We start from the raw sequence: 19,500 nt of genomic DNA on the forward strand, positions 1-19,500 counted from the left end.
GAGGGGCGGGTTCCAGCAGGTTGATTCTCCAAGATTTCCAAGATTCCGGGTATTCCTACCAATCGTATGGGAAAATGGCACCATGAGCCTGGACGAGATGCGCGCGTCGAGTGCACGTGCCGACTCCCCGCTGACCGCCGCCATCCTGGCCGGCCGGTGGATCCGATCGGCTGCCGTCGACGACGAGCGCGGGCGCAGCTGGCAGGCCAACCCCGACACGCGCGGCGCGTCGGCGGTCACCGCCGAGCCCTGGTCCCTCTACTCCGGCGCGGCCGGCGTCGTGCTCTTCTTCCTGGAGCTGGCCGCCGCCACCGGGCATGAGGCCTACCTGGAGGACGCCAGGGCCGGAGCCAGGCGGCTGGCCGCCACCTGGCGCGAGCAGGACGACCTGTCCCTCTACCACGGGCTGACCGGCGTGCTGGTCGCGCTCATGGAGGCGGGCTGGACCCTCGGCGAGGCGGAGTTCGAGGAGGCGGCCGCGGCCATCGCCGACCTGATCGTCCGGCGCGGACGCAGCGGCGGCGACGGCGTGACCTGGTCCCGCGACCCGGCGCAGCGCGGCGAGGGCGGGATCATCCTGGGCCTGTTGCGGGCCGCCACCCACCTCGGCGTGCCGGCGTACGAGGAGGCGGCGGTGGAGGCGGGGCTGCGCATCGCCCGCCTGCCCGTGCCCGGCCACCGCTTCGGCGACTGCGCCGACCTGCCGGTCGACGCCGTCACCCCCGGCTTCCTGGCCGGTACGGCCGGCACCGCGTTCCTGCTGGCCCGCCTGTACGGGGTGACGGGCGACAAGCAGTTCCTGAACGCCGCCCGCAGCGGCGCGGCCTTCGTCCGCGAGGTCAGCGTCGTGACCGGCGCCTGCGCGGTCGTCCCGCACCACGTGCCGCACGCCCGCGGCCTGCACTACCTCGGCTTCTGCTCCGGCTCGGCCGGCGTGGCCAGGATGTTCTACGAGCTGCACCGGGTGACGGGCGACCCCGGCGACCTGGAGTGGGTGGAGCGGCTGGCGCGCGGCATCGTGCGCAGCGGCGTGCCGCGGCGCCGTACCGAGGGCTACTGGAACGTCGCCTGCCAGTGCTGCGGCACGGCGGGAGTGATCGAGCTGTTCGTCGGCCTGTGGGCGGCGACCGGCGACCCGTCCCACCTGGAGTACGCCCGCACACTCGCCGCGGACCTCATCGGCCGCGCCACCGACCCCAACGGGCAGGGTTACCGCTGGTACCAGGCCTACCGGCGGCTGCGCCCCGGCGAAGTGACGGCCGACACCGGTTACATGGTGGGCGCGGCCGGCATCGGCGCCGCCCTGCTCCACCTGGACGCCGCCGGCCAGCCCAAGCAGCCGCGCCGGGTCATCCTCCTGCCCGACAACCCGTTCCCCGCCATCCCGCTGCCGCACACGGCCGACGGCGAGTCCTGAGCGGAGGGCCTCAGCGCGGGTTGAGCAGCTCGGTCACCCGCAGGAAGCCGTCGGCGCCGTGCCCGAGGCCGACGGCGCGGCGGGCCAGGCCCTCGGCCGCCCGCATCACGCCCGCGTCGATCCCGTGCTCCTCTGAGGCGTGCACGATGTGCGTCATGGACGACACCGCCGAGGTGATCGGGTTGCCTTCGCCGGAGTAGGTGCCCTCGTCCACCTCCCGCGCGCCCTCCTCGAAGATCGGCGGCAGGATCGCGGCGATGCCCTGGGCGAACGGCGCCAGCTCCCGCGCCGTGACACCCTCCGCCCGCGCCATCGCCAGCGCGTGCGCGTAGCCGGTCATCGCCGTCCAGAAGATGTCGAGCAGCGCCAGATCGTACGAGGCCGCCCGCCCGATGTCGGCGCCCAGGTGGGTGTGGGTGCCGCCGAGCGCGTCCAGCACGGCCCGGTGCTCGCGGTAGAGCTCCTCGGGGCCGCTGTGCAGGAACACCGCGCCGGGCGTGCCGATGGTGACGGTCGGCGTCATGATGGCGCCGTCCAGGTAGCCGACGCCGTGGCCGGCGGCCCAGGCGGCGGTGTCCCTGGCCCGGCCGGGGGTGTCGGCGGTCAGGTTCACCAGCGTGCGGCCCTTCAGCGCCGTGGCGACGGCCTCGCGCCGCACGATGGCGTCGCCGGCGTCGTAGTTGACCACGCAGAGCACGGTCAGCGGGCTCGCCGACACCGCCGCCTCCGGGGTGGCGGCGCTGTGCGCGCCGCGCTCGACCAGCTCACGGTCCCTGCCCGGCGTGCGGTTCCACACGGTGACGCGCAGGCCCGCGTCCAGGAACGCCCCGGCCAGCGCCCGGCCCATCGGGCCCAGGCCGAGCACGGTCACGGCAGACTGTTCAGCAGATGAGGGCATGCCTCTTGACTCCTCGGTGAAGGATGGGATGACGACATGACGCGCAGCCGCGCCCAGGACCCGGATGTCTGCGGAGTGACCGCCGCGATCGCCGTGATCGACGGCAAGTGGAAGACGGCCCTGCTGTGGGTCCTGGAGTCCGGCCCGCACCGGCCCGGCGAGCTGCGCCGGCAGCTGCCGGGGCTCAGCGAGAAGGTGCTGACTCAGACGTTGCGGGAGATGGAGGGTGACGGGCTCGTGCACCGCGAGGTGTACGACGTGCGGCCGTTGAAGACGGAGTACTCGCTGACCCCGTTCGGCCGCGACCTGTCAGAGGCGCTGGCGCCCCTGTCCGACTGGGGGCACCGCCGTCTGGAACGGCTGGCCGCCGCTTCCTGACACCCGGATCACCCCCCGCGTCTCCTGCTCGCCCGGCTGCTCCTGGCGGCCGGGAAGGCCGCCAGGACCAGCTTCGCCGTGCCGCCGCCCCCGCGGCAAGTACCCACAAAAAAGTGGGTACGCGGCCCGGCCTACGCGTCCGCCTTCACCTCCGGCGACCCGACGGACGCGGCCCCGCTCTGCAGCACGCCCCTGAGCCTGCTCGTGCCCACCGGCCCGAACATCACCCCGTTGTAGCCGTTCAGCTCGGTCGGGTACGTGCCGGGCAGGTCGGTGTACGCGCTGCCGAGCGCGGGTACCAGGCGGCGACCATGGCCGACCTCGGCGCCGTGCTCGGCGTCCGGGGGCCGAGCCTGTGCAAGCACGCGGGCTCCAGCAGGCGGGTGCGGGCGGGGTCGGCGGGAGCCGGCGCGTTCAGGCGCGGGAGTCGAGGTGCTGCTGGATGGCGGCCATGACGGCCTGCGGGGAGGCCGTGCGGCTGAAGGTGGCGACGACGACCTGCTCGCCGGTCTCCTGGGGCTGCTCCAGGTGCCGGAAGGTGGCGATGACGTAGCCGAGGGCGTGGTCGAGCGGCCCGCTCGGGTCGTAGGTGCCGCCGGCGCGCAGCCAGCCGCGCAGCACCTGGTTGTGCGCCGAGACGACGGAGGCGGCCATCAGCTCGGCACGCAGCCCCGCGTCGGGTGAGTCGCCGAGCCAGGCGCCGACGAACTCGCGGAACAGCCGCTGGTAACGCGCCACGCTGGCGATCTCCCTGTCGCGCAGCGCGGGCACCTTGCGGACGAGCCGGTAGCGGCGCAGCGAGACCTCGGCGTCGTCCACGTAGTGGGCGAGCACGATGCGCACGGCGTCGGTGATGGCCACGATCGCGGTGCCGGCGGTGGAGGCGCGCAGCCGGGCGTCGATCCTGGCGAGCAGCGCGTCGTGGTCGGGGAAGATCGCGTCTTCCTTGGAGCGGTAGTAGCGGAAGAAGGTGCTGCGGCTCACGCCCGCCAGGTTCGCGATGTCGTCGACGGTGGTCTCGTCGTAGCCGTTCTCGTCGAACAGCGTCACGGCGGCTTCGGCGAGGCGGTGGCTGATGGACGTTGTCGGCACGTGGTCATTCTCCAGGAACCCGGGGCTGTTCAGCACGCCTGATACTGAGTACCGTACATGTGAAACTGAGTCTTATGGATGGTGGTGGATGGCAGTGCAGGGGACCGCGGGCAGTCTGGCCCGCCTGAAGGAACGGCTCGACGAGGCGGTTCACGTCGGCGAGGCGCGGGCGGCGGCCAAGCAGCACGCCAAGGGCAGGCTGACCGCCCGCGAGCGGATCGAGCGGCTGCTGGACGACGGCTCGTTCGTCGAGCTGGACGCGCTGGCCAAGGGCTCGCTCGGGTACGGCGACGGCGTGGTGACCGGTTACGGCACGGTGGACGGGCGCCAGGTGTGCGTGTTCTCGCAGGACTTCACGGTGGCCGGGGGCTCGCTGGGCGAGGTGTACGGGCAGAAGATCTGCAAGGTCATGGACCTGGCGGTGCGCAACGGCTGCCCGATCATCGGCATCAACGAGGGCGCGGGGGCGCGCATCCAGGAGGGAGTCGTCTCGCTCGGCCTGTACGGCGAGATCTTCCGCCGCAACATCCGGGCGTCAGGGGTGATCCCGCAGATCTCGCTCATCATGGGCGCGTGCGCGGGCGGCCACGTGTACTCGCCGGCGCTCACCGACTTCACGATCATGGTGGACGAGTCGTCGCACATGTTCGTCACGGGCCCGGACGTGATCAAGACGGTCACGGGGGAGGACGTGTCGTTCGAGGACCTGGGCGGCGGGCGGGTGCACAACAGCCGCAGCGGCGTGGCCCACTACCTGGCCTCGGACGAGGACGACGCGCTCGACTACGCGCGGGCGCTGCTGGCGTACCTGCCGGACAACAACCTCGACGAGCCGCCGTACCCGCACGTCGAGGCGGACCTGGCCGACGACCCGGCCCTGGACACGCTCGTCCCCGACTCGCCGAACCAGCCGTACGACATGCACGAGGTGATCGGCGCGGTGCTGGACGACGGCGAGTTCCTGGAGGTGCAGGAGCTGTTCGCGCCGAACATCGTGGTCGGCTTCGGGCGGATCGAAGGACGCCCGGTCGGGGTGGTGGCCAACCAGCCGCTGCGGCTGGCGGGCACGCTCGACATCGACGCCTCGGAGAAGGCCGCCCGGTTCGTGCGGACCTGCGACGCCTTCAGCGTCCCGGTGCTGACGCTGGTGGACGTGCCCGGCTTCCTGCCCGGCACCGGCCAGGAGTGGAACGGCATCATCCGGCGCGGCGCCAAGCTCCTGTACGCCTACGGCGAGGCGACCGTCCCGCTGGTCACCGTGATCACGCGCAAGGCGTACGGGGGCGCGTACGACGTGATGGGCTCCAAGCACCTGGGCGCGGACGTCAACCTGGCCTGGTCCACCGCGCAGATCGCCGTCATGGGCGCCCAGGGCGCGATCGACATCCTGCACCGCAAGCGCCTGGCCGCCGCCGGCGACCCGGACGCGCTGCGCGCCGAGCTGATCACCGAGTACGAGGACACCCTCGCCACGCCCTACCTGGCGGCCGAGCGCGGTTACGTGGACAAGGTGATCCGGCCCGGCGAGACGCGCCGCGAGGTGGTCAGGGCGCTGCGGCTGCTGCGCGGCAAGCGGGACGCCCTGCCGCCCAAGAAGCACGGGAACATCCCGCTGTGAACGTCACCGGGAACCCCGCCGTGCGGGCCGTCACCGTCGTCCAGGGCGACCCGGCACCTGAGGAGCTGGCCGCCCTCGTCGTGGCCCTGCACGCCGCCCGGGGGGAATCCGCGCCGTCGCCCGTGACCCGGCGGCCCCGCCGCTCGTTGCGCCGCACCCTCACGCCCGGCCCAGGTGGCTGGCGGGAGTCGAGATGGACTATGGGAGGACACCTGTGAGCCTGCGCAAGGTGCTCGTCGCCAACCGTGGCGAGATCGCCGTCCGCGTCATCCGCGCGTGCCGGGACGCCGGCCTCGGCAGCGTGGCCGTCTACGCCGAGCCCGACCGCGACGCGCTGCACGCCCGCCTGGCCGACGAGGCGTACTCCCTCGGCGGGGAGACGTACCTGTCGATCGAGAAGATCATCGAGGTGGCGGCGCGCTCCGGCGCCGACTCGGTCCACCCCGGCTACGGCTTCCTGGCCGAGAACGCCGCCTTCGCCCAGGCGGTCCTCGACGCGGGCCTGACCTGGATCGGCCCGCCCCCGGCCGCGATCACCGCGCTCGGTGACAAGGTGCAGACCCGCCACATCGCCCAGCGGGTCGGCGCGCCCCTGGTGGCCGGGACCGCGGACCCCGTGGCGGGCGTCGCCGAGGTGGTGGCGTTCGCGCAGGAGCACGGGCTGCCGATCGCGATCAAGGCCGCGTTCGGGGGTGGCGGACGCGGGCTGAAGGTGGCCCGCACGCTGGAGGAGATCCCCGACCTGTACGACAGCGCCGTCCGCGAGGCGGTGGCCGCCTTCGGCCGGGGCGAGTGCTTCGTCGAGCGCTACCTCGACCGTCCCCGGCACGTCGAGACCCAATGCCTGGCCGACGCCCACGGCACCGTGGTCGTGGTGTCCACCCGCGACTGCTCGCTCCAGCGCCGCCACCAGAAGCTCGTCGAGGAGGCCCCCGCCCCGCTCCTCACGCCGGAGCAGGAGAGCCTGCTGCGCGAGTCGTCCAAGGCGATCCTCCGGGAGGCGGGCTACGTCGGCGCGGGCACCTGCGAGTTCCTCGTCGGCCAGGACGGCACGATCTCGTTCCTGGAGGTCAACACCCGCCTGCAGGTCGAGCACCCGGTCACCGAGGAGGTCACGGGCATCGACCTGGTCCGCGAGATGTTCCGCATCGCCGACGGCGAGCCCCTCGGCTACGACGACCCCGCACCGCGCGGCCACGCGCTGGAATTCCGGATCAACGCGGAGGACCCGGGCCGGAGCTTCCTGCCCGCCCCCGGCACCATCACCCGCTGGCGCGTGCCCTCCGGCCCGGGCGTCCGCCTGGACAGCGGCTACGAGCAGGGCGAGACCGTGCCCGGCGCCTACGACTCGCTGATCGCCAAGCTGATCGTCACCGGCGCCACCCGTGAACAGGCCCTGCAGCGCGCCCGCCGCGCCCTGGCCGAGTTCGAGATCGACGGCATGCCCACCGCGCTGCCCTTCCACCAGGCCGTCGTCGAGGACCCGGCGTTCGTCGACTTCGCCGTGCACACCCGCTGGATCGAGACCGAGTTCGACAACCGGATCGCCCCCTACGCAGGCCCTGTCTCCGCGACGGAGCCGCAGGAGCGGGAGCGGGTCACGGTCGAGGTGGCGGGCAAACGTATCGAGGTCGTCCTGCCTGCCGGTCTGAACAGCGGCGGCCCGGCCAGGAGACCCGCGGCCACCGCTCGCCGCACCAAGAAGGCGTCGGCCCCTGCGGCGGGCGGGGACGCGCTGGTCAGCCCGATGCAGGGGACGATCGTCAAGGTGGTCGCCGCCGACGGTGACACGGTCGCGGCCGGTGACACGGTCGTCGTGCTGGAGGCCATGAAGATGGAGCAGCCGCTCACCGCCCACAAGGCCGGCACCGTGGTCGGGATGTCCGCCGAGAAGGGGGCCACTGTGGCGGCGGGGGCGGTGATCTGCGAGATCAAGGATCCGTCGTGACCCGCTACGACGGTGCCGGCCGGTGTCGGTATGGGGTCAGGCCATGACGCGGGGGTAGTTGTTCCAGCCGTGGCCGACCTCACGTGGGGTGCTGCCGGTGTAGGGCTGGCCGTTGTCGCGGACGATGTTGTTGCTGTAGAGCAGCATCTTTCCGGTGGCGTCTACGGCGAGGAGGTCGGTGTAGCCGTCGCCGGTGACGTCGGCGGGGATGATCCTGGTGGTGGTGCTCCAGCCGTGGCCGACTTCGCGTGGTGCGCTGCCGGTGTAGGGCTGGCCGTTGTCGCGGGCGATGTTGTTGCTGTAGAGCAGCATCTTTCCGGTGGCGTCTACGGCGAGGAGGTCGGTGTAGCCGTCGCCGGTGACGTCGGCCGGGATGATCCTGGTCGAGGCGCTCCAGCCGTGGCCGACCTCGCGTGGTGCGCTGCCGGTGTAGGGCTGGCCGTTGTCGCGGGCGATGTTGTTGCTGTAGAGCAGCATCTTTCCGGTGGCGTCTACGGCGAGGAGGTCGGTGTAGCCGTCGCCGGTGACGTCGGCCGGGATGATCCTGGTCGAGGCGCTCCAGCCGTGGCCGACCTCGCGTGGTGCGCTGCCGGTGTAGGGCTGGCCGTTGTCGCGGGCGATGTTGTTGCTGTAGAGCAGCATCTTTCCGGTGGCGTCTACGGCGAGGAGGTCGGTGTAGCCGTCGCCGGTGACGTCGGCCGGGATGATCCTGGTCGAGGCGCTCCAGCCGTGGCCGACCTCGCGTGGCGCACTCCCCGTGTAGGGCTGGCCGTTGTCGCGGACGAAGTTGTTGCTGTACAGCCACATCTTGCCGTCACCGTCGGTGGCGAGCACGTCAGCGTACGAGTCGCCCGTCACGCTGTTGCCGGCCCTCGACTCGCAGCCGTTCCGGCTCTCGACGTTGCGCCACTCGCCGTTGGGCGCGGGGCCGTACGCCTTGCCGCCGAACACGGCCGTGACGCGCTCGGCGCCCTCGAATCCCCAGGAGGCGCTGCCGCTGCCGTCGGCGTCGTAACCCTGCTCGTAGTGCAGGTGCGGGGTGCCGTTGGAGGTGGGGCCGGTGTGCCCGACCCGCCCGATGAGCTGCCCCTGCGCGACTCTGTCGCCCACGCTCACGGCACGCGACTGCAGGTGGATGTAGGTGGTGAAGTGCCCGCCGCCGTGGTTGATCTGGATCATGTTGCCGGCGTTGCCGTGGTAGTACGACTGGTTCACCGTGCCGGCGGCCGGGGCGACCAGCAGTGAGCCCTCGGTCCCCGACTGCGGCTCCCGGACCATGTCCAGGGCGGGGGCGTGCGTGGAGTCCCAGGTGTTCAGCCGCCACTGCTGACCGCAGGGGAAGGGCAGCTGGTAGTTCGGGGCAGCCGAGGCGGGAACGGAGGTCGCGACCAGAGCACCGGCCACGACGGTCAGGAGCATGGCCGCGCCGGCTAAGCGTCTCTTCAGCATGTCGTTCCATTCACGGAGGGGTTGGGACACGACTCGACGCGCGGGAAACCTCGTCGTGCGTGTCGAAGCGCCACTCACCATAGGCTCACGCGGTATGGCTCAGGTATGCCGTCGTGCGGTACCTCGCCGCCGGCGCGGCAACGCCATGCGCGACATCGGCCTGTGACCCGCCTCCGCGCCGCGAAGAAGCCTGTCACCGTGGTCGGGCGGGATTCCCGCGAACCACCCGGATGCGCGGTTCCGCGGCCACATGCATCCGGGCAGGGCGGCGGTCAGGCGGGTCCGTGCAGCAGCTCGTGGAAGCGCACGTGGCTCGCGTACGAGGCCGGCGGGCCGGTCCGGGCGCCGGCCGTCCGGGCCTGTGCCGGTGCCGGTGGGTCGGCGGGTTTGCCCGGCTCGTACAGCCACGTCTGGAAGAGCGCGTCCAGCTGCTCGCCGGAGATCTTCTCCGACAGCGAGATGAACTCGGCGGTGTCGCCGTTGCCGTGCTGCTCGGTCCTGGCCCACGCCTTGAGGATGGCGAAGAAGTCGGCGTCGCCGACCTCGCCGCGCAGCGCCTGCAGCGTCATGCCGCCGCGCCAGTAGACCGAGGCGTAGAACAGGGAGGACGGCGTGGGGTCGCCGGGCACGACGAGCCAGAACCGGGGGTGGTCGGCCGGGATCCCGTCGTAGAGGAAGTTGGCCAGCTCGGCGGCGGTGCCCGTGCCCTCCTTCTCCGACCACAGCCACTCCGCGTAGGTGGCGAAGCCCTCGTTCAGCCAGATGTCGCGCCACCGCTCGAGTGCCACGCTGTCGCCGAACCACTGGTGGGCGTTCTCGTGCACGACGACGCCGACGTCCGGCCCGGTCTCGAAGAAGACGGAGTCGTAGACGGGCTGGGTCTGGGTCTCCAGCGCGAAGCCCACGTTCTCGTTGACGACCGAGCCGCCCATCGAGGAGAACGGGTAGCGGCCGAACACGGTCGAGGCCCACTCCATGATCTCGGGGGTGCGCTCGACGCTGGCCTTGGCGAACTCCCTGCGCGGGCCGAGCGTCGTGTCGTACGCGGTCAGCACCGGCAGGCCGCCGGCCGAGCGGGAGCGGTGCACCTCGATGTCGCCGATGTAGAGCGTGGCCAGGTAGGTGGCCATGGGCTTGTCCATCAGCCAGTGGAAGGTGGTCCTGCCGTGCGAGGTGCGCTGGGAGGCGAGCACGCCGTTGCTGATCGCCTGCTTGCCCTCGGGCACGGTGACCGAGATGTCGAAGGTGGCCTTGTCCGCCGGGTGGTCGTTGCTCGGGTACCACCACCAGGCGATCTCCGGCTCGCCCAGCGCGAGCGCGCCGTCGGCCCGCTTGATCCACGGTCGGACGACGCCGGGCACCTCGATCGAGCCGGGCACGCCGCCGTAGGTCACCTCGACCACGAACGGCACGAACCGGGGCAGCGCGCGGGCCGGGGTGATCTCCAGCTCGTGCGCGCCCGTCCTGGCGAAGGCGGCAGCGCGGCCGTTGACCTTGACCTCCCGCACGTCCAGCAGGAAGTCCAGGTCGAAGCGGGTCAGCGACTGCGTGGCGGTGGCGAGCAGGGTCGCCTTGCCGTCCAGCCGGTCGGTGCCCGGCTGGTAGTTCAGCTTCAGGTTGTAGTGCTTGACGTCGTAGCCGCCGTTCCCGTAGTCGGGGAAGTAGGCGTCCCCGATGCCGGGCGCGCCGGGGGCGCGCGCCGTGGCGGCGGCAGGCGCCGACAGGGGCAGGGACAGGGGCAGGGACAGGGGCAGGGACAGGGGCAGGGACAGGGGCAGGGCGAGTGTCAGGGCTGAGGCGGCGGCCGTGGCGGCGCGCCTGAGCGGGCGCGGGAACATGTCCCTCCTCGGAAGGGATCCGGTGCTCGCGAAGCTACGTCACCCTTCGGCGCGTGCAAAGTGCGGACAGCTGGCCGGAACCGGCCACGGGCGCCCCCGGTATTGCCAGGCCCCTGCCCGTCGCCTACGCTATTTCGTAATTATGAACTAACGTAGGAGCCCGCCATGAGCGAGGACAGACTCGCCGAACTCGAGCGACGCATCGCCCGCCTGGAGAGCCGGGCCGGGATCACGGGCCCGGCGCGACGCCCGCCCGCGTCCCTCGCCGCAGCCGCCACCCGCATGCTCCGCCAGGCCAAGGAGGACGACGACCTCGGCACGGTGGGCTACGTCGGGGCCTCGCGGCTGTCCGGCGGCGAGAGCCTGTGGGACCGGCAGCTCCCGCTGGCCACGCTGCTGGCGGCCGACTGGGCGCCGGTGGCCGGCGTCCTGGAGTCCCTCGGCAGCCGGCCGCGGCTGGCACTGCTCGCCGAGCTGGTCAGGCGGGGCCGGTGCACCAGCACGGACCTGCAGGAATGCCTCAGCAGGGACGGCGAGCAGACCACGACCGGCCAGCTCTACCACCACCTGCGCGCGCTGCAGAGCGCCCGCCTGATCACCCAGCGGCGGCGCGGCGAGTACGCGCTGGCGCCCCAGGCCGTGATCCAGCTCCTGACCATCCTCGCCGCCGCCTTCGACCTGGCCAACGATCCTCCCGTCGGCCTGCCCGTGGACCTGCCCACCGTGGAGTGACGCCGGGCCCGGCAGGCGCGCGGCGCCTGCCGGAAGGGGCACACTCCTCCCTATTTCCTTTAAAACCAGTAGGAAATATTGACTTATCCGGAATGTCGGCTTAGCGTCGTGACCATGAGCCAGGGCCTCCTCCTCACCAGGCGCCCCCACGTGGACTTCGGCCACGTCGCCAGCGCCCAGTGTCGTTGATCACGGATCGACCGCCGCGGCGTGGCCGCCGTCGCCCACGCCACCGCCTCCTTCACCAGCGCTCGCTCCTTCGTGAGGAACCTCCTGTGATCCCGAACAGATCAGTCCTGCCGCCCGTCCGCCGCCACCCCCGTCCCGAGGGGAGCGCGGCGTGACCGAAACCCTGCCCGGCCGCGCCGTCGGCGCCGAGCACTTCCGCCGCGCCCTCGCCGTGCACGCCAGCGGCGTCGTGGTGATCACCGCGCAGACCGACGGCGTGCCCGTCGGGCTGACCGCCACGTCGTTCTCCTCCGTCAGCCTCGAACCGCCGCTCGTCTCCTTCTACGTGGACCGTTCCTCGACCACCTGGCCGCTGCTCGGCGCCGCCGACCACTTCGCCGTCAACATCCTGGCCAGCGACCAGGCCGAGGTGGCCGCCCGGTTCGCGCGCAGGGGCGTCGACCGGTTCGCGCCGCCCACCCGCTGGCGGCCCGGGCCGCTCGGCGCGCCGCTGCTGCGGGACGTCTCCGCGCACCTGATCTGCCTGCCGTACGAGCGGGCCGAGGTCGGCGACCACATCCTGGTCGTCGGGCTCGTCGCCGAGGTCGAGACGCACAGCACCGGCCGCCCGCTCCTGTACCACCAGGGCCGCTTCGGCCGTTTCCTGCCGCACCCAGAAGACTGACCCTTCCGCACGTGGAGTCGAGTGTGACCCTCTCAACTGGGATCCCCGCGTACGCGAGTCCCGTCGATCACGTTTCCTACGGCCAGTACGGCCCCGGCCGCCTGCACCTGTCACCGGGCTGGAACCGCCCCCTCTACCCCTTCCAGGGCCGCATCACCGCCGACGGCTCCAGCGGCCACCCCGCCGAGCCCGGCCGCTACCACCTCTACCTCGCCTGGGTCTGCCCGTACGCCCACCGCGCCGCGATCGTGCACCGGCTGAAGGGCCTGGCGGGGATCGTGTCGCTGTCGTACGTGGACGACGAGCGCGACGGCCGCGGCTGGGCCTTCAGGGAGCGCCGCGGCCCCGACCCGGTCAACGGGTTCACCCTGCTGGAGCAGGCCTACGAGGCCACCGAGGAGGGGTACGGGGGGCACATCTCCGTCCCGGTGCTCTGGGACAAGGAGCTGGGCGGGATCGTCAGCAACCACTTCCCTGACATCACCATCGACCTGGCCACCCAGTTCGAGCGGTGGGCGGACACCTCCGTCGACCTCTACCCGGAGCCGCTGCGCGGCGAGATCAACCAGCTGAACGGCTGGATCCACCACGACGTCAACGCCGGCGTCGGCCGCGTGGCCCGCGCCCACGGCCAGGAGCGGGAGGAGGAGCGCCTGCGGGTGCTGGCCGCGCTGGAGTGGATCGACGAGCGGCTGGCGGGGCGCCGCTACCTCACCGGCGACACCCTCACCGAGGCGGACGTGCGGCTGTGGGTGACGCTGGCCAGGTACGACGCCGAGTACAACCGCGGCCACCGGATCAGCGAGCGGGACCTGTCCGGCTTCGAGCACCTGTGGGGCTACGCCCGCGACCTCTACCAGCGCCCGGCCTTCCGCGAGACCACCGAGGGCCTGCCCGCCTCCTGGGACTCCCCGCACGGGCGGGCCGCCCGATGAGCCGCAGGCAGGTGCACCTCGCCGCGCACTTCCCCGGCGTGAACAACACCACGGTGTGGGCCGACCCCCGCTCGGGCAGCCAGATCGACTTCGCCTCGTTCACCCACCTGGCCAGGACGGCCGAGCGCGGCAAGTTCGACTTCTTCTTCCTGGCCGAGGGGCTGCGGCTGCGCGAGCTCAAGGGCCGCATCCACGACCTCGACGTGGTGGGCCGGCCCGAGTCGCTCACCGTGCTCAGCGCGCTGGCCGCCGTGACCCACCGGCTCGGCCTCGCCGGGACCGTCAACACCACCTTCAACGAGCCGTACGAGCTGGCCAGGCGCCTGTCCACGCTCGACCACCTGAGCGGCGGCCGGGCCGCCTGGAACGTGGTGACCACCTCCGACGCCTTCACCGGCGAGAACTTCCGCCGCGGCGGCTTCCTCGACCGCGCCGACCGGTACGAGCGGGCCGCCGAGTTCGTCCGCCTGTCGCGCGAGCTGTGGGACTCCTGGCAGCCGGACGCGGTGCTCGGCGACCAGGCGGCGGGCCACTTCCTCAACGAGGACGCCATCGGCACCGTCGGGCACCGGGGCGCGCACTTCACCGTCGAAGGCCGCTTCACACTGCCTCGAAGCCCTCAGGGCCACCCGATCATCATCCAGGCCGGCGACTCGGCCGAGGGCAGGGAGTTCGCCGCCGCCACCGCCGACGTGATCTTCACCGGGCACGGCTCGCTGGAGGACGGCAAGCGCTTCTACGCCGACGTCAAGAGCCGGCTGGCCAGGTACGGCCGCGAACCGCACCAGCTCAAGATCATGCCCGGCGTGACGTTCGCGCTGGGCGACACCGAGGAGGAGGCCGCCGAGAACGCCGCCGACATCCGCCGCCGCCAGGTCGGCCCGCAGACCGCGATCGCCTTCCTGGAGCAGGTGTGGGGCCGCGACCTGTCCGCCTGCGACCCCGACGGCCCGCTGCCCGAGATCGAGCCCGACCTCACCGCGGGCGTCTCCCAAGGGCGCGTCGCGATCAAGGACCGCGCCGCCGTGGCCGCCAAGTGGCGGGCCCTGGCCGCGGAGAAGGGGCTGACCATCCGCGAGCTGGTCATCGAGGTCACCGGACGGCAGACGTTCGTCGGCACGCCGCGGACCGTGGCCAGGCTCATCGACGAGCACGTGCAGGCCGGCGCCGCCGACGGGTTCATCCTCGTCCCGCACCTGACACCCGGCGGGCTGGACGAGTTCGTGGACCGGGTGGTGCCGCTGCTGCAGGAGCGCGGCGTCTTCCGTACCGACTACACCGGCACCACCCTGCGTGAACACCTGGAGCTGGCATGAGCAGCCCTTTGCATCTGGCCGTGGCGCTGGACGGCGCCGGCTGGCACCCGGCCGCCTGGCGCGAGCCGAGCGCCGCGCCGCGCGCCCTGTTCTCCGCCCGCTACTGGGCCGGGCTGGTCACCGAGGCCGAGCGCGGGCTGCTCGACTTCGTCACCATCGAGGACGCGCTCGGCCTGCAGTCCACCCTGCCCGACGCCCCCGACGAGCGGACCGACCAGGTACGGGGCCGCTTCGACGCCGTGCTGCTGGCCGCCAGGCTGGCACCGCTCACCCACCGGATCGGCCTGGTGCCGACCGCCACCACCACCCACACCGAGCCGTTCCACGTCGCCATCGGCATCGCCGCGCTCGACCACATCAGCGGCGGGCGCGCGGGCTGGCGGCCACAGGTGTCCGCGCGCGGCTTCGAGGCCCGCCACTTCGGCCGCCGCGACGTCCCGCCGCTCGACCAGGTGCTGAACCGGCCAGGCGGCGCCGACCTGTCCGCCGACCCGCACGTGCGCGACCTGTTCGCCGAGGCGGGCGACGCCGTGCGGGTGGCGCGGCTGCTGTGGGACAGCTGGGAGGACGACGCCGAGATCCGCGACGTGCCCACCGGCCGGTTCGTCGACCGCGACAAGCTCCACCACATCGACTTCACCGGCCGCTTCTTCTCGGTCAAGGGACCGTCCATCACCCCCCGCTCGCCGCAGGGCCAGCCCGTCGTGGCCGCGCTGGCGCACGCCAGGCTGCCCTACGAGTTCGCCGCCGCCCACGCCGACGTCGTGTTCGTCACCCCGCACTCGGCCGACCAGGCCCGCGCCATCGTGGCCGAGGTCAGGGAGCTGTCCGCCGACGTGCGGATCTTCGCCGACCTCGTGGTGTTCCTCGGCGACGACGCGGCCGGGCGCAAGGCGCGCCTCGACGAGCTGGACGGGGCCGAGCTCGCCTCCGACGCCGCCGTCTTCACCGGGCACGTGCGGGAGCTGGCCGGGCTGCTGCTGGAGTGGCAGCGCGCCGGGATCCAGGGCTTCCGGCTGCGGCCGGGGGCGGTGCCGTACGACCTGTGGCAGATCACCTCCGGGCTGACCGCCGAGCTGCGCGGCCGGCAGGCGTTCAGGAGCCGCTACGAGGCCGGGACGCTGCGCGGGCTGCTCGGCCTGCCCCGCCCGGCCAGCCGGTACGCGGAGGCCCGATGAAGTTCCTGCTCATCACACTGATCACGCACACCGGCGGCAGCTCGACGACCGGACGTCTCCGCGAGGTCGTCCAGAACGCCGTGCTCGGCGAGGAGCTGGGCTTCGACGGGTTCGGCGTGGGGGAGCGGCACGAGCGGCCCTTCATCTCCTCCTCGCCGCCGGTCGTGCTCAGCCACATCGCGGCCAGGACGTCCAGGATCAGGCTGTTCACGGCGGTCACCACGCTCAGCCTGCTCGACCCCGTGCGCGCCTACGAGGACTACGCCACGCTCGACCACCTGTCGGGCGGGCGGCTGGAGCTGATCATCGGCAAGGGGAACGGGGCCGCGCAGGCCAAGCTGTTCCACGTCACCGCCGAGGACCAGTGGGAGCGCAACCGCGAGTCCTACGAGCTGTTCCGCCGCCTGTGGCGGGAGGACAAGGTCACCTGGCAGGGCCGCTTCAGGCCGCCGCTCGCCGAGGCCGAGACCTGGCCGCGGCCCCTGCAACGGCCGATCAGGGTCTGGCACGGCAGCGCCACCAGCAAGGAGTCCGTGGACCTGGCCGCCCGCTACGGCGACCCGCTGTTCTCCGCGAACGTCACCCACCCCATCGACCCGTACGCCGAGCTGATCGACCACTACCGCGAACGCTGGGCCCACTACGGGCACGACCCGGCAGCCGCGCTGGTGGGCGCCGGGACGGCCGGCTACTACGCGGCCAGGACCTCCCAGGAGGCCGTCGCCACCTACCGGCCGATCTACGACGCTCGCGTGGCGTTCCAGCGCGAGCTCGGCCTGCCGGTCGTCTTCCCGACCCTGGAGGACGCCATCGAGCGCGGCTCCATCCTCGTCGGCAGCCCGCAGCAGATCGTCGACAAGGTGCTGCGCTACCACAAGCGGTTCGGGCACGAGGTCATGCACCTGCACGCCGACGCCGGCGGGCTCACCCCCGCCCGGCACCGGGAATCGCTGGAGCTGTTCCAGGCCGAGATCGCGCCCGTCCTGCGGGCCGAGATCCCCAGCAGGCCGTTCCCCGCCGTCCCCGGAGGTGACTCATGACGCTGTCCATCCTCGACCTGGCCCCCATCCCCTCCGGCGGGACCGCCGCCGACGCCCTGCGCAACACCCTCGACCTGGCGCGGCAGGCCGAGCGGTTCGGCTACCGCCGCTACTGGGTGGCCGAGCACCACTTCGCGCCCGGCGTGGCCGGCTCGGCGCCCGCCGTGCTGATCGCGCTCATCGCGGCGGCCACGTCCAGCATCCGGGTCGGGTCGGGGGCCGTGCAGCTCGGGCACCAGACGCCGCTGTCGGTCGTCGAGCAGTTCGGGCTCATCGACGCGCTGCACCCTGGACGCCTGGACCTGGGCATCGGCCGCTCGGGCCAGCGCCGCGCCGAGGCGGCCGCACGACGGCCCGCACCCGCCGAGCCGCCCGCCGAGCGGGTCGTGGACGGGCTGCTCATCCCGAAACCGTTTGACTTCTCCGCGCTCGTCACCCACCCGCAGCTCGCCCACCAGGCCACCCTGCTCCAGCAGCCCGGCGCCCGCACCCCCGACTTCGCCGGCCAGATCGACGAGGTGCTCGCCTTCCTCGGCGGCACCCACGAAGCGCCCGCCGTCCCGGGCGAGGGCGCCGACGTGCAGGTGTGGATCCTCGGCAGCAGCGGCGGGCAGAGCGCCCAGGTGGCGGGGGAGCGGGGGCTGCCGTTCGCGGCCAACTACCACGTCAGCCCCGCCTCCGTGCTGGAGGCCGTCGAAGCCTACCGGGAGGCGTTCAAACCGTCCGCCGCGCTGGCCGAGCCGTACGTCGTCGTCTCCGCCGACGCCGTCGTCGCCCCGGACGAGGCCACCGCGCGAGAGCTGGCCTCCCCCTACGGCCTGTGGGTCCGCAGCATCAGGACGGGCGCCGGCGCCATGCCGTTCGCCACGCCCGCCGAGGCCGCCGCGCACCCCTGGACCGACGCCGACCGCGAGCTGGTCAAGGACCGCCTCGACACCCAGTTCGTCGGCACCCCGGAGCAGGTGGCCGAGCGGCTGCGCGTGCTGCGCCGGGTGACCGGGGCCGACGAGCTGCTGGTCACCACCATCACCCATGACCACCACGACCGCGTGCGCTCGTACGAGCTGCTCGCAGAAGCCTGGAACCACCGGTGAAACGCCTCATCCCCGCCCTGTTGCTCGCCCTGACGGCGTGCGGCGCCCAGCCCGCCGCCCAGCAGGCCGCCCCCGCCTCCCTGACCTGGGCCATCGAGACCCAGCCGATCACCCTCAACCCGCAGCAGTGGTCGCAGAACAAGGCCAGGCTGCTCGTGTTCAACCAGTTCGACGCGCTGCTGACCAGGAAGCAGGACGGCTCCTTCGGGCCCTGGCTGGCCACGGCGTGGAAGGTGTCGGACGACGGGCTGAGCTACACCCTCACCCTCAGGGACGACGTCACCTTCCACGACGGCACCACGTTCGACGCCGCCGCCGTCAAGGCCAACCTCGACCAGTTCCGGGTGCCGGGTTACAACCCGGCCGTGGCGGCCATCCAGCTGCGGGCGTACAAGGAGGCGAAGGTGATCTCGCCGACCACGCTGGAGATCACCCTGAAGGAGCCGGACGGGCTCTTCCTCGACTTCCTCGCCTCCCCCTACGCGGGGCAGGTCTCCCCGAAGTCGCTCAGGAGCGCCAAGGACCTCAAGTTCGGCGGGCCCGACCTGGTCGGCACCGGGCCGTTCATCCTCGACCGGTACGTGCGCGGCCAGGAGATCCACTACCGCCGCAACCCCGCCTACCGCTGGCCCCGCGACGGAGCCGCCCACCAGGGCCCCGCCCACCTGCCCGAGATCACCTACCGGTTCCTGCCCGAGGCCGCCGTCCGCGTCGGCGCGCTCACCTCCGGGCAGGTGCAGGTCATCGAGGGCGTGCCCGCCACCGAGGCCGGCCTCATCAAGAGCGACCCCGGCCTGTCCCTGCAGACCGCGCTCAACTCCGGCACCGCCTTCTCCTACTACTTCAACCTCTCCCGCCCGCCCTTCGACGACCAGCGCGTACGCCGGGCCTTCCGCGAGGCCGTGGACGTGGACGCGGTGCTGCGCTCCGTCTACCAGGGCACCGCCACCAGGGCGTGGAGCATCGTCGGCAAGGCGAGCACCTTCTACGACGCCTCGCTGGAGGACACCTTCGGCGGCGACGTCGCCAAGGCCAACGCGCTGCTCGACGAGGCCGGCTGGAAGCAGCGCGACGCCCAGGGGTTCCGCGTCAAGGACGGCAAGCGGCTGAGCGTGCGCACGGTCGCCTCGGCGGCCTTCGTCCGCGACCGCCGCGACATCCTCGCCCAGGCCATCCAGGCGCAGGTCAAGCAGAACGCGGGGATCGACTTCCAGGTCAGGATCGTGGACCAGGGCACCGCTCAGCAGGCCCTCGACGACAACGAGTACGAGATCTTCGAGAACTCGCGCGGCGACTCCGACGCCGGGGCGGCGCTCAACCTCATCCTGCCGCGCGGCGGCGCGATCAACCGGGCGCACTTCTCCGACGCGCGGGTGGACAAGTGGCTCGCCGAGGCGGGGGCCACCGCCGACCAGGGGCGGCGCAAGGAGCTGTACGCCAAGGCGCAGCAGGTGGTGGTGGCCGAGAAGGCCGTGGTGTTCCCGATCTACGTGCCGGCCGATCAGATCGCGGCGCAGAAGAGCGTGCAGGGGCTGGGGTTCGACCCGGCCTCCGGGACGCCCGCCGGGGCCTACGACGTGCGGATCGGCACATGAGCGGGCCACTCGGGGAGGTGACGCGGCCTGCGGCTCCCGAACGGCCCGGGGCAGCGGCGCGGCCTGCGGCCCTCCACCGGCCCGGGGCAGTGGCGGGGTCCGGGGTGGCGGCGAGACTG

18 protein-coding genes are annotated in these 19,500 nt (G+C 72.5%); 13 read left to right on the forward strand and 5 right to left on the reverse strand.

Going from position 1 to position 19,500, the window contains the following annotated elements; translation table 11 throughout:
- Nucleotides 1-82 precede the first annotated feature (82 nt).
- Entirely contained in the window at nucleotides 83-1,417 is a 1,335-nt protein-coding gene (locus LCN96_RS27215; protein WP_225275728.1) for a lanthionine synthetase LanC family protein, read from the forward strand.
- Between the two features lie 10 nt (nucleotides 1,418-1,427).
- Here LCN96_RS27215 and LCN96_RS27220 read toward each other — a convergent pair whose 3' ends face one another.
- Nucleotides 1,428-2,465 carry an NAD(P)-dependent oxidoreductase gene (locus LCN96_RS27220; RefSeq protein ID WP_225275729.1) on the reverse strand — a complete coding sequence of 346 codons (1,038 nt, stop codon included), beginning with the start codon at nucleotides 2,463-2,465 and terminating at the stop codon, nucleotides 1,428-1,430.
- Between LCN96_RS27220 and LCN96_RS27225 the strand changes: the two genes are divergently transcribed.
- Nucleotides 2,352-2,693: a winged helix-turn-helix transcriptional regulator gene (locus LCN96_RS27225; RefSeq protein ID WP_225275730.1), complete on the forward strand. Its 342-nt coding sequence runs from the start codon at nucleotides 2,352-2,354 to the stop codon at nucleotides 2,691-2,693. The genes LCN96_RS27220 and LCN96_RS27225 overlap by 114 nt on opposite strands.
- 131 nt (nucleotides 2,694-2,824) lie before the next feature.
- Here the strand turns inward: LCN96_RS27225 and LCN96_RS27230 are convergent, their stop codons facing one another.
- On the reverse strand, nucleotides 2,825-3,058 hold the full coding sequence (locus LCN96_RS27230; protein WP_225275731.1) for a hypothetical protein: 234 nt from the start codon (nucleotides 3,056-3,058) through the stop codon (nucleotides 2,825-2,827).
- 49 nt (nucleotides 3,059-3,107) lie between these two features.
- Nucleotides 3,108-3,785, reverse strand: coding sequence for a TetR family transcriptional regulator (locus LCN96_RS27235; RefSeq protein WP_225275732.1), 678 nt, complete (start codon nucleotides 3,783-3,785; stop codon nucleotides 3,108-3,110).
- An 88-nt stretch (nucleotides 3,786-3,873) separates the two neighbouring features.
- Here LCN96_RS27235 and LCN96_RS27240 point away from each other — a divergent pair, with 88 nt between their 5' ends.
- Genes LCN96_RS27240 through LCN96_RS27250 form a run of 3 tightly spaced genes read left to right on the forward strand, consistent with a single transcriptional unit; the run spans nucleotide 3,874 to nucleotide 7,351 of the window.
- Nucleotides 3,874-5,403, forward strand: coding sequence for an acyl-CoA carboxylase subunit beta (locus LCN96_RS27240; protein ID WP_225275733.1), 1,530 nt, complete (start codon nucleotides 3,874-3,876; stop codon nucleotides 5,401-5,403).
- The gene (locus LCN96_RS27245; protein ID WP_225275734.1) at nucleotides 5,400-5,621 is read left to right on the forward strand and encodes an acyl-CoA carboxylase epsilon subunit; all 222 of its coding nucleotides are present in this window, start codon (nucleotides 5,400-5,402) and stop codon (nucleotides 5,619-5,621) included. Before LCN96_RS27240 ends, LCN96_RS27245 begins: the two co-directional genes overlap by 4 nt.
- 2 nt (nucleotides 5,622-5,623) lie before the next feature.
- The gene (locus tag LCN96_RS27250) at nucleotides 5,624-7,351 is read left to right on the forward strand and encodes an acetyl/propionyl/methylcrotonyl-CoA carboxylase subunit alpha (RefSeq protein WP_225276069.1); all 1,728 of its coding nucleotides are present in this window, start codon (nucleotides 5,624-5,626) and stop codon (nucleotides 7,349-7,351) included.
- A 36-nt stretch (nucleotides 7,352-7,387) separates the two neighbouring features.
- Here the strand turns inward: LCN96_RS27250 and LCN96_RS27255 are convergent, their stop codons facing one another.
- Both LCN96_RS27255 and LCN96_RS27260 read right to left on the reverse strand, forming a co-directional pair.
- Entirely contained in the window at nucleotides 7,388-8,800 is a 1,413-nt protein-coding gene (locus LCN96_RS27255) for a VCBS repeat domain-containing M23 family metallopeptidase (RefSeq protein WP_225275735.1), read from the reverse strand.
- A gap of 272 nt (nucleotides 8,801-9,072) precedes the next feature.
- Entirely contained in the window at nucleotides 9,073-10,638 is a 1,566-nt protein-coding gene (locus tag LCN96_RS27260; RefSeq protein ID WP_225275736.1) for a M1 family metallopeptidase, read from the reverse strand.
- A gap of 165 nt (nucleotides 10,639-10,803) precedes the next feature.
- Between LCN96_RS27260 and LCN96_RS27265 the strand changes: the two genes are divergently transcribed.
- From LCN96_RS27265 to LCN96_RS27300, 8 genes are all read left to right on the forward strand, one after another.
- Nucleotides 10,804-11,370: an ArsR/SmtB family transcription factor gene (locus LCN96_RS27265; RefSeq protein WP_225275737.1), complete on the forward strand. Its 567-nt coding sequence runs from the start codon at nucleotides 10,804-10,806 to the stop codon at nucleotides 11,368-11,370.
- 340 nt (nucleotides 11,371-11,710) lie between these two features.
- Nucleotides 11,711-12,223, forward strand: a complete 513-nt coding sequence (locus LCN96_RS27270; RefSeq protein ID WP_225275738.1) for a flavin reductase family protein — start codon at nucleotides 11,711-11,713, stop codon at nucleotides 12,221-12,223.
- Nucleotides 12,224-12,246: 23 nt separating this feature from the next.
- Nucleotides 12,247-13,158, forward strand: coding sequence for a glutathione S-transferase C-terminal domain-containing protein (locus tag LCN96_RS27275; protein ID WP_225275739.1), 912 nt, complete (start codon nucleotides 12,247-12,249; stop codon nucleotides 13,156-13,158).
- On the forward strand, nucleotides 13,155-14,474 hold the full coding sequence (locus LCN96_RS27280) for an NtaA/DmoA family FMN-dependent monooxygenase (protein ID WP_225275740.1): 1,320 nt from the start codon (nucleotides 13,155-13,157) through the stop codon (nucleotides 14,472-14,474). The genes LCN96_RS27275 and LCN96_RS27280 overlap by 4 nt, the downstream gene beginning before the upstream one ends.
- Nucleotides 14,471-15,652 (forward strand): LLM class flavin-dependent oxidoreductase, encoded by a 1,182-nt coding sequence (locus tag LCN96_RS27285; RefSeq protein ID WP_225275741.1) that lies wholly within the window; start codon nucleotides 14,471-14,473, stop codon nucleotides 15,650-15,652. Before LCN96_RS27280 ends, LCN96_RS27285 begins: the two co-directional genes overlap by 4 nt.
- Nucleotides 15,649-16,692 carry an LLM class flavin-dependent oxidoreductase gene (locus LCN96_RS27290; protein ID WP_225275742.1) on the forward strand — a complete coding sequence of 348 codons (1,044 nt, stop codon included), beginning with the start codon at nucleotides 15,649-15,651 and terminating at the stop codon, nucleotides 16,690-16,692. Before LCN96_RS27285 ends, LCN96_RS27290 begins: the two co-directional genes overlap by 4 nt.
- Entirely contained in the window at nucleotides 16,689-17,786 is a 1,098-nt protein-coding gene (locus LCN96_RS27295) for an MsnO8 family LLM class oxidoreductase (RefSeq protein ID WP_225275743.1), read from the forward strand. Before LCN96_RS27290 ends, LCN96_RS27295 begins: the two co-directional genes overlap by 4 nt.
- The gene (locus LCN96_RS27300; RefSeq protein ID WP_225275744.1) at nucleotides 17,783-19,381 is read left to right on the forward strand and encodes an ABC transporter substrate-binding protein; all 1,599 of its coding nucleotides are present in this window, start codon (nucleotides 17,783-17,785) and stop codon (nucleotides 19,379-19,381) included. Before LCN96_RS27295 ends, LCN96_RS27300 begins: the two co-directional genes overlap by 4 nt.
- The last annotated feature ends 119 nt before the right edge of the window (nucleotides 19,382-19,500 follow it).

Origin of the sequence: Nonomuraea gerenzanensis, from assembly GCF_020215645.1 — a bacterium.
GTDB classification, from domain to species: domain Bacteria; phylum Actinomycetota; class Actinomycetes; order Streptosporangiales; family Streptosporangiaceae; genus Nonomuraea; species Nonomuraea gerenzanensis.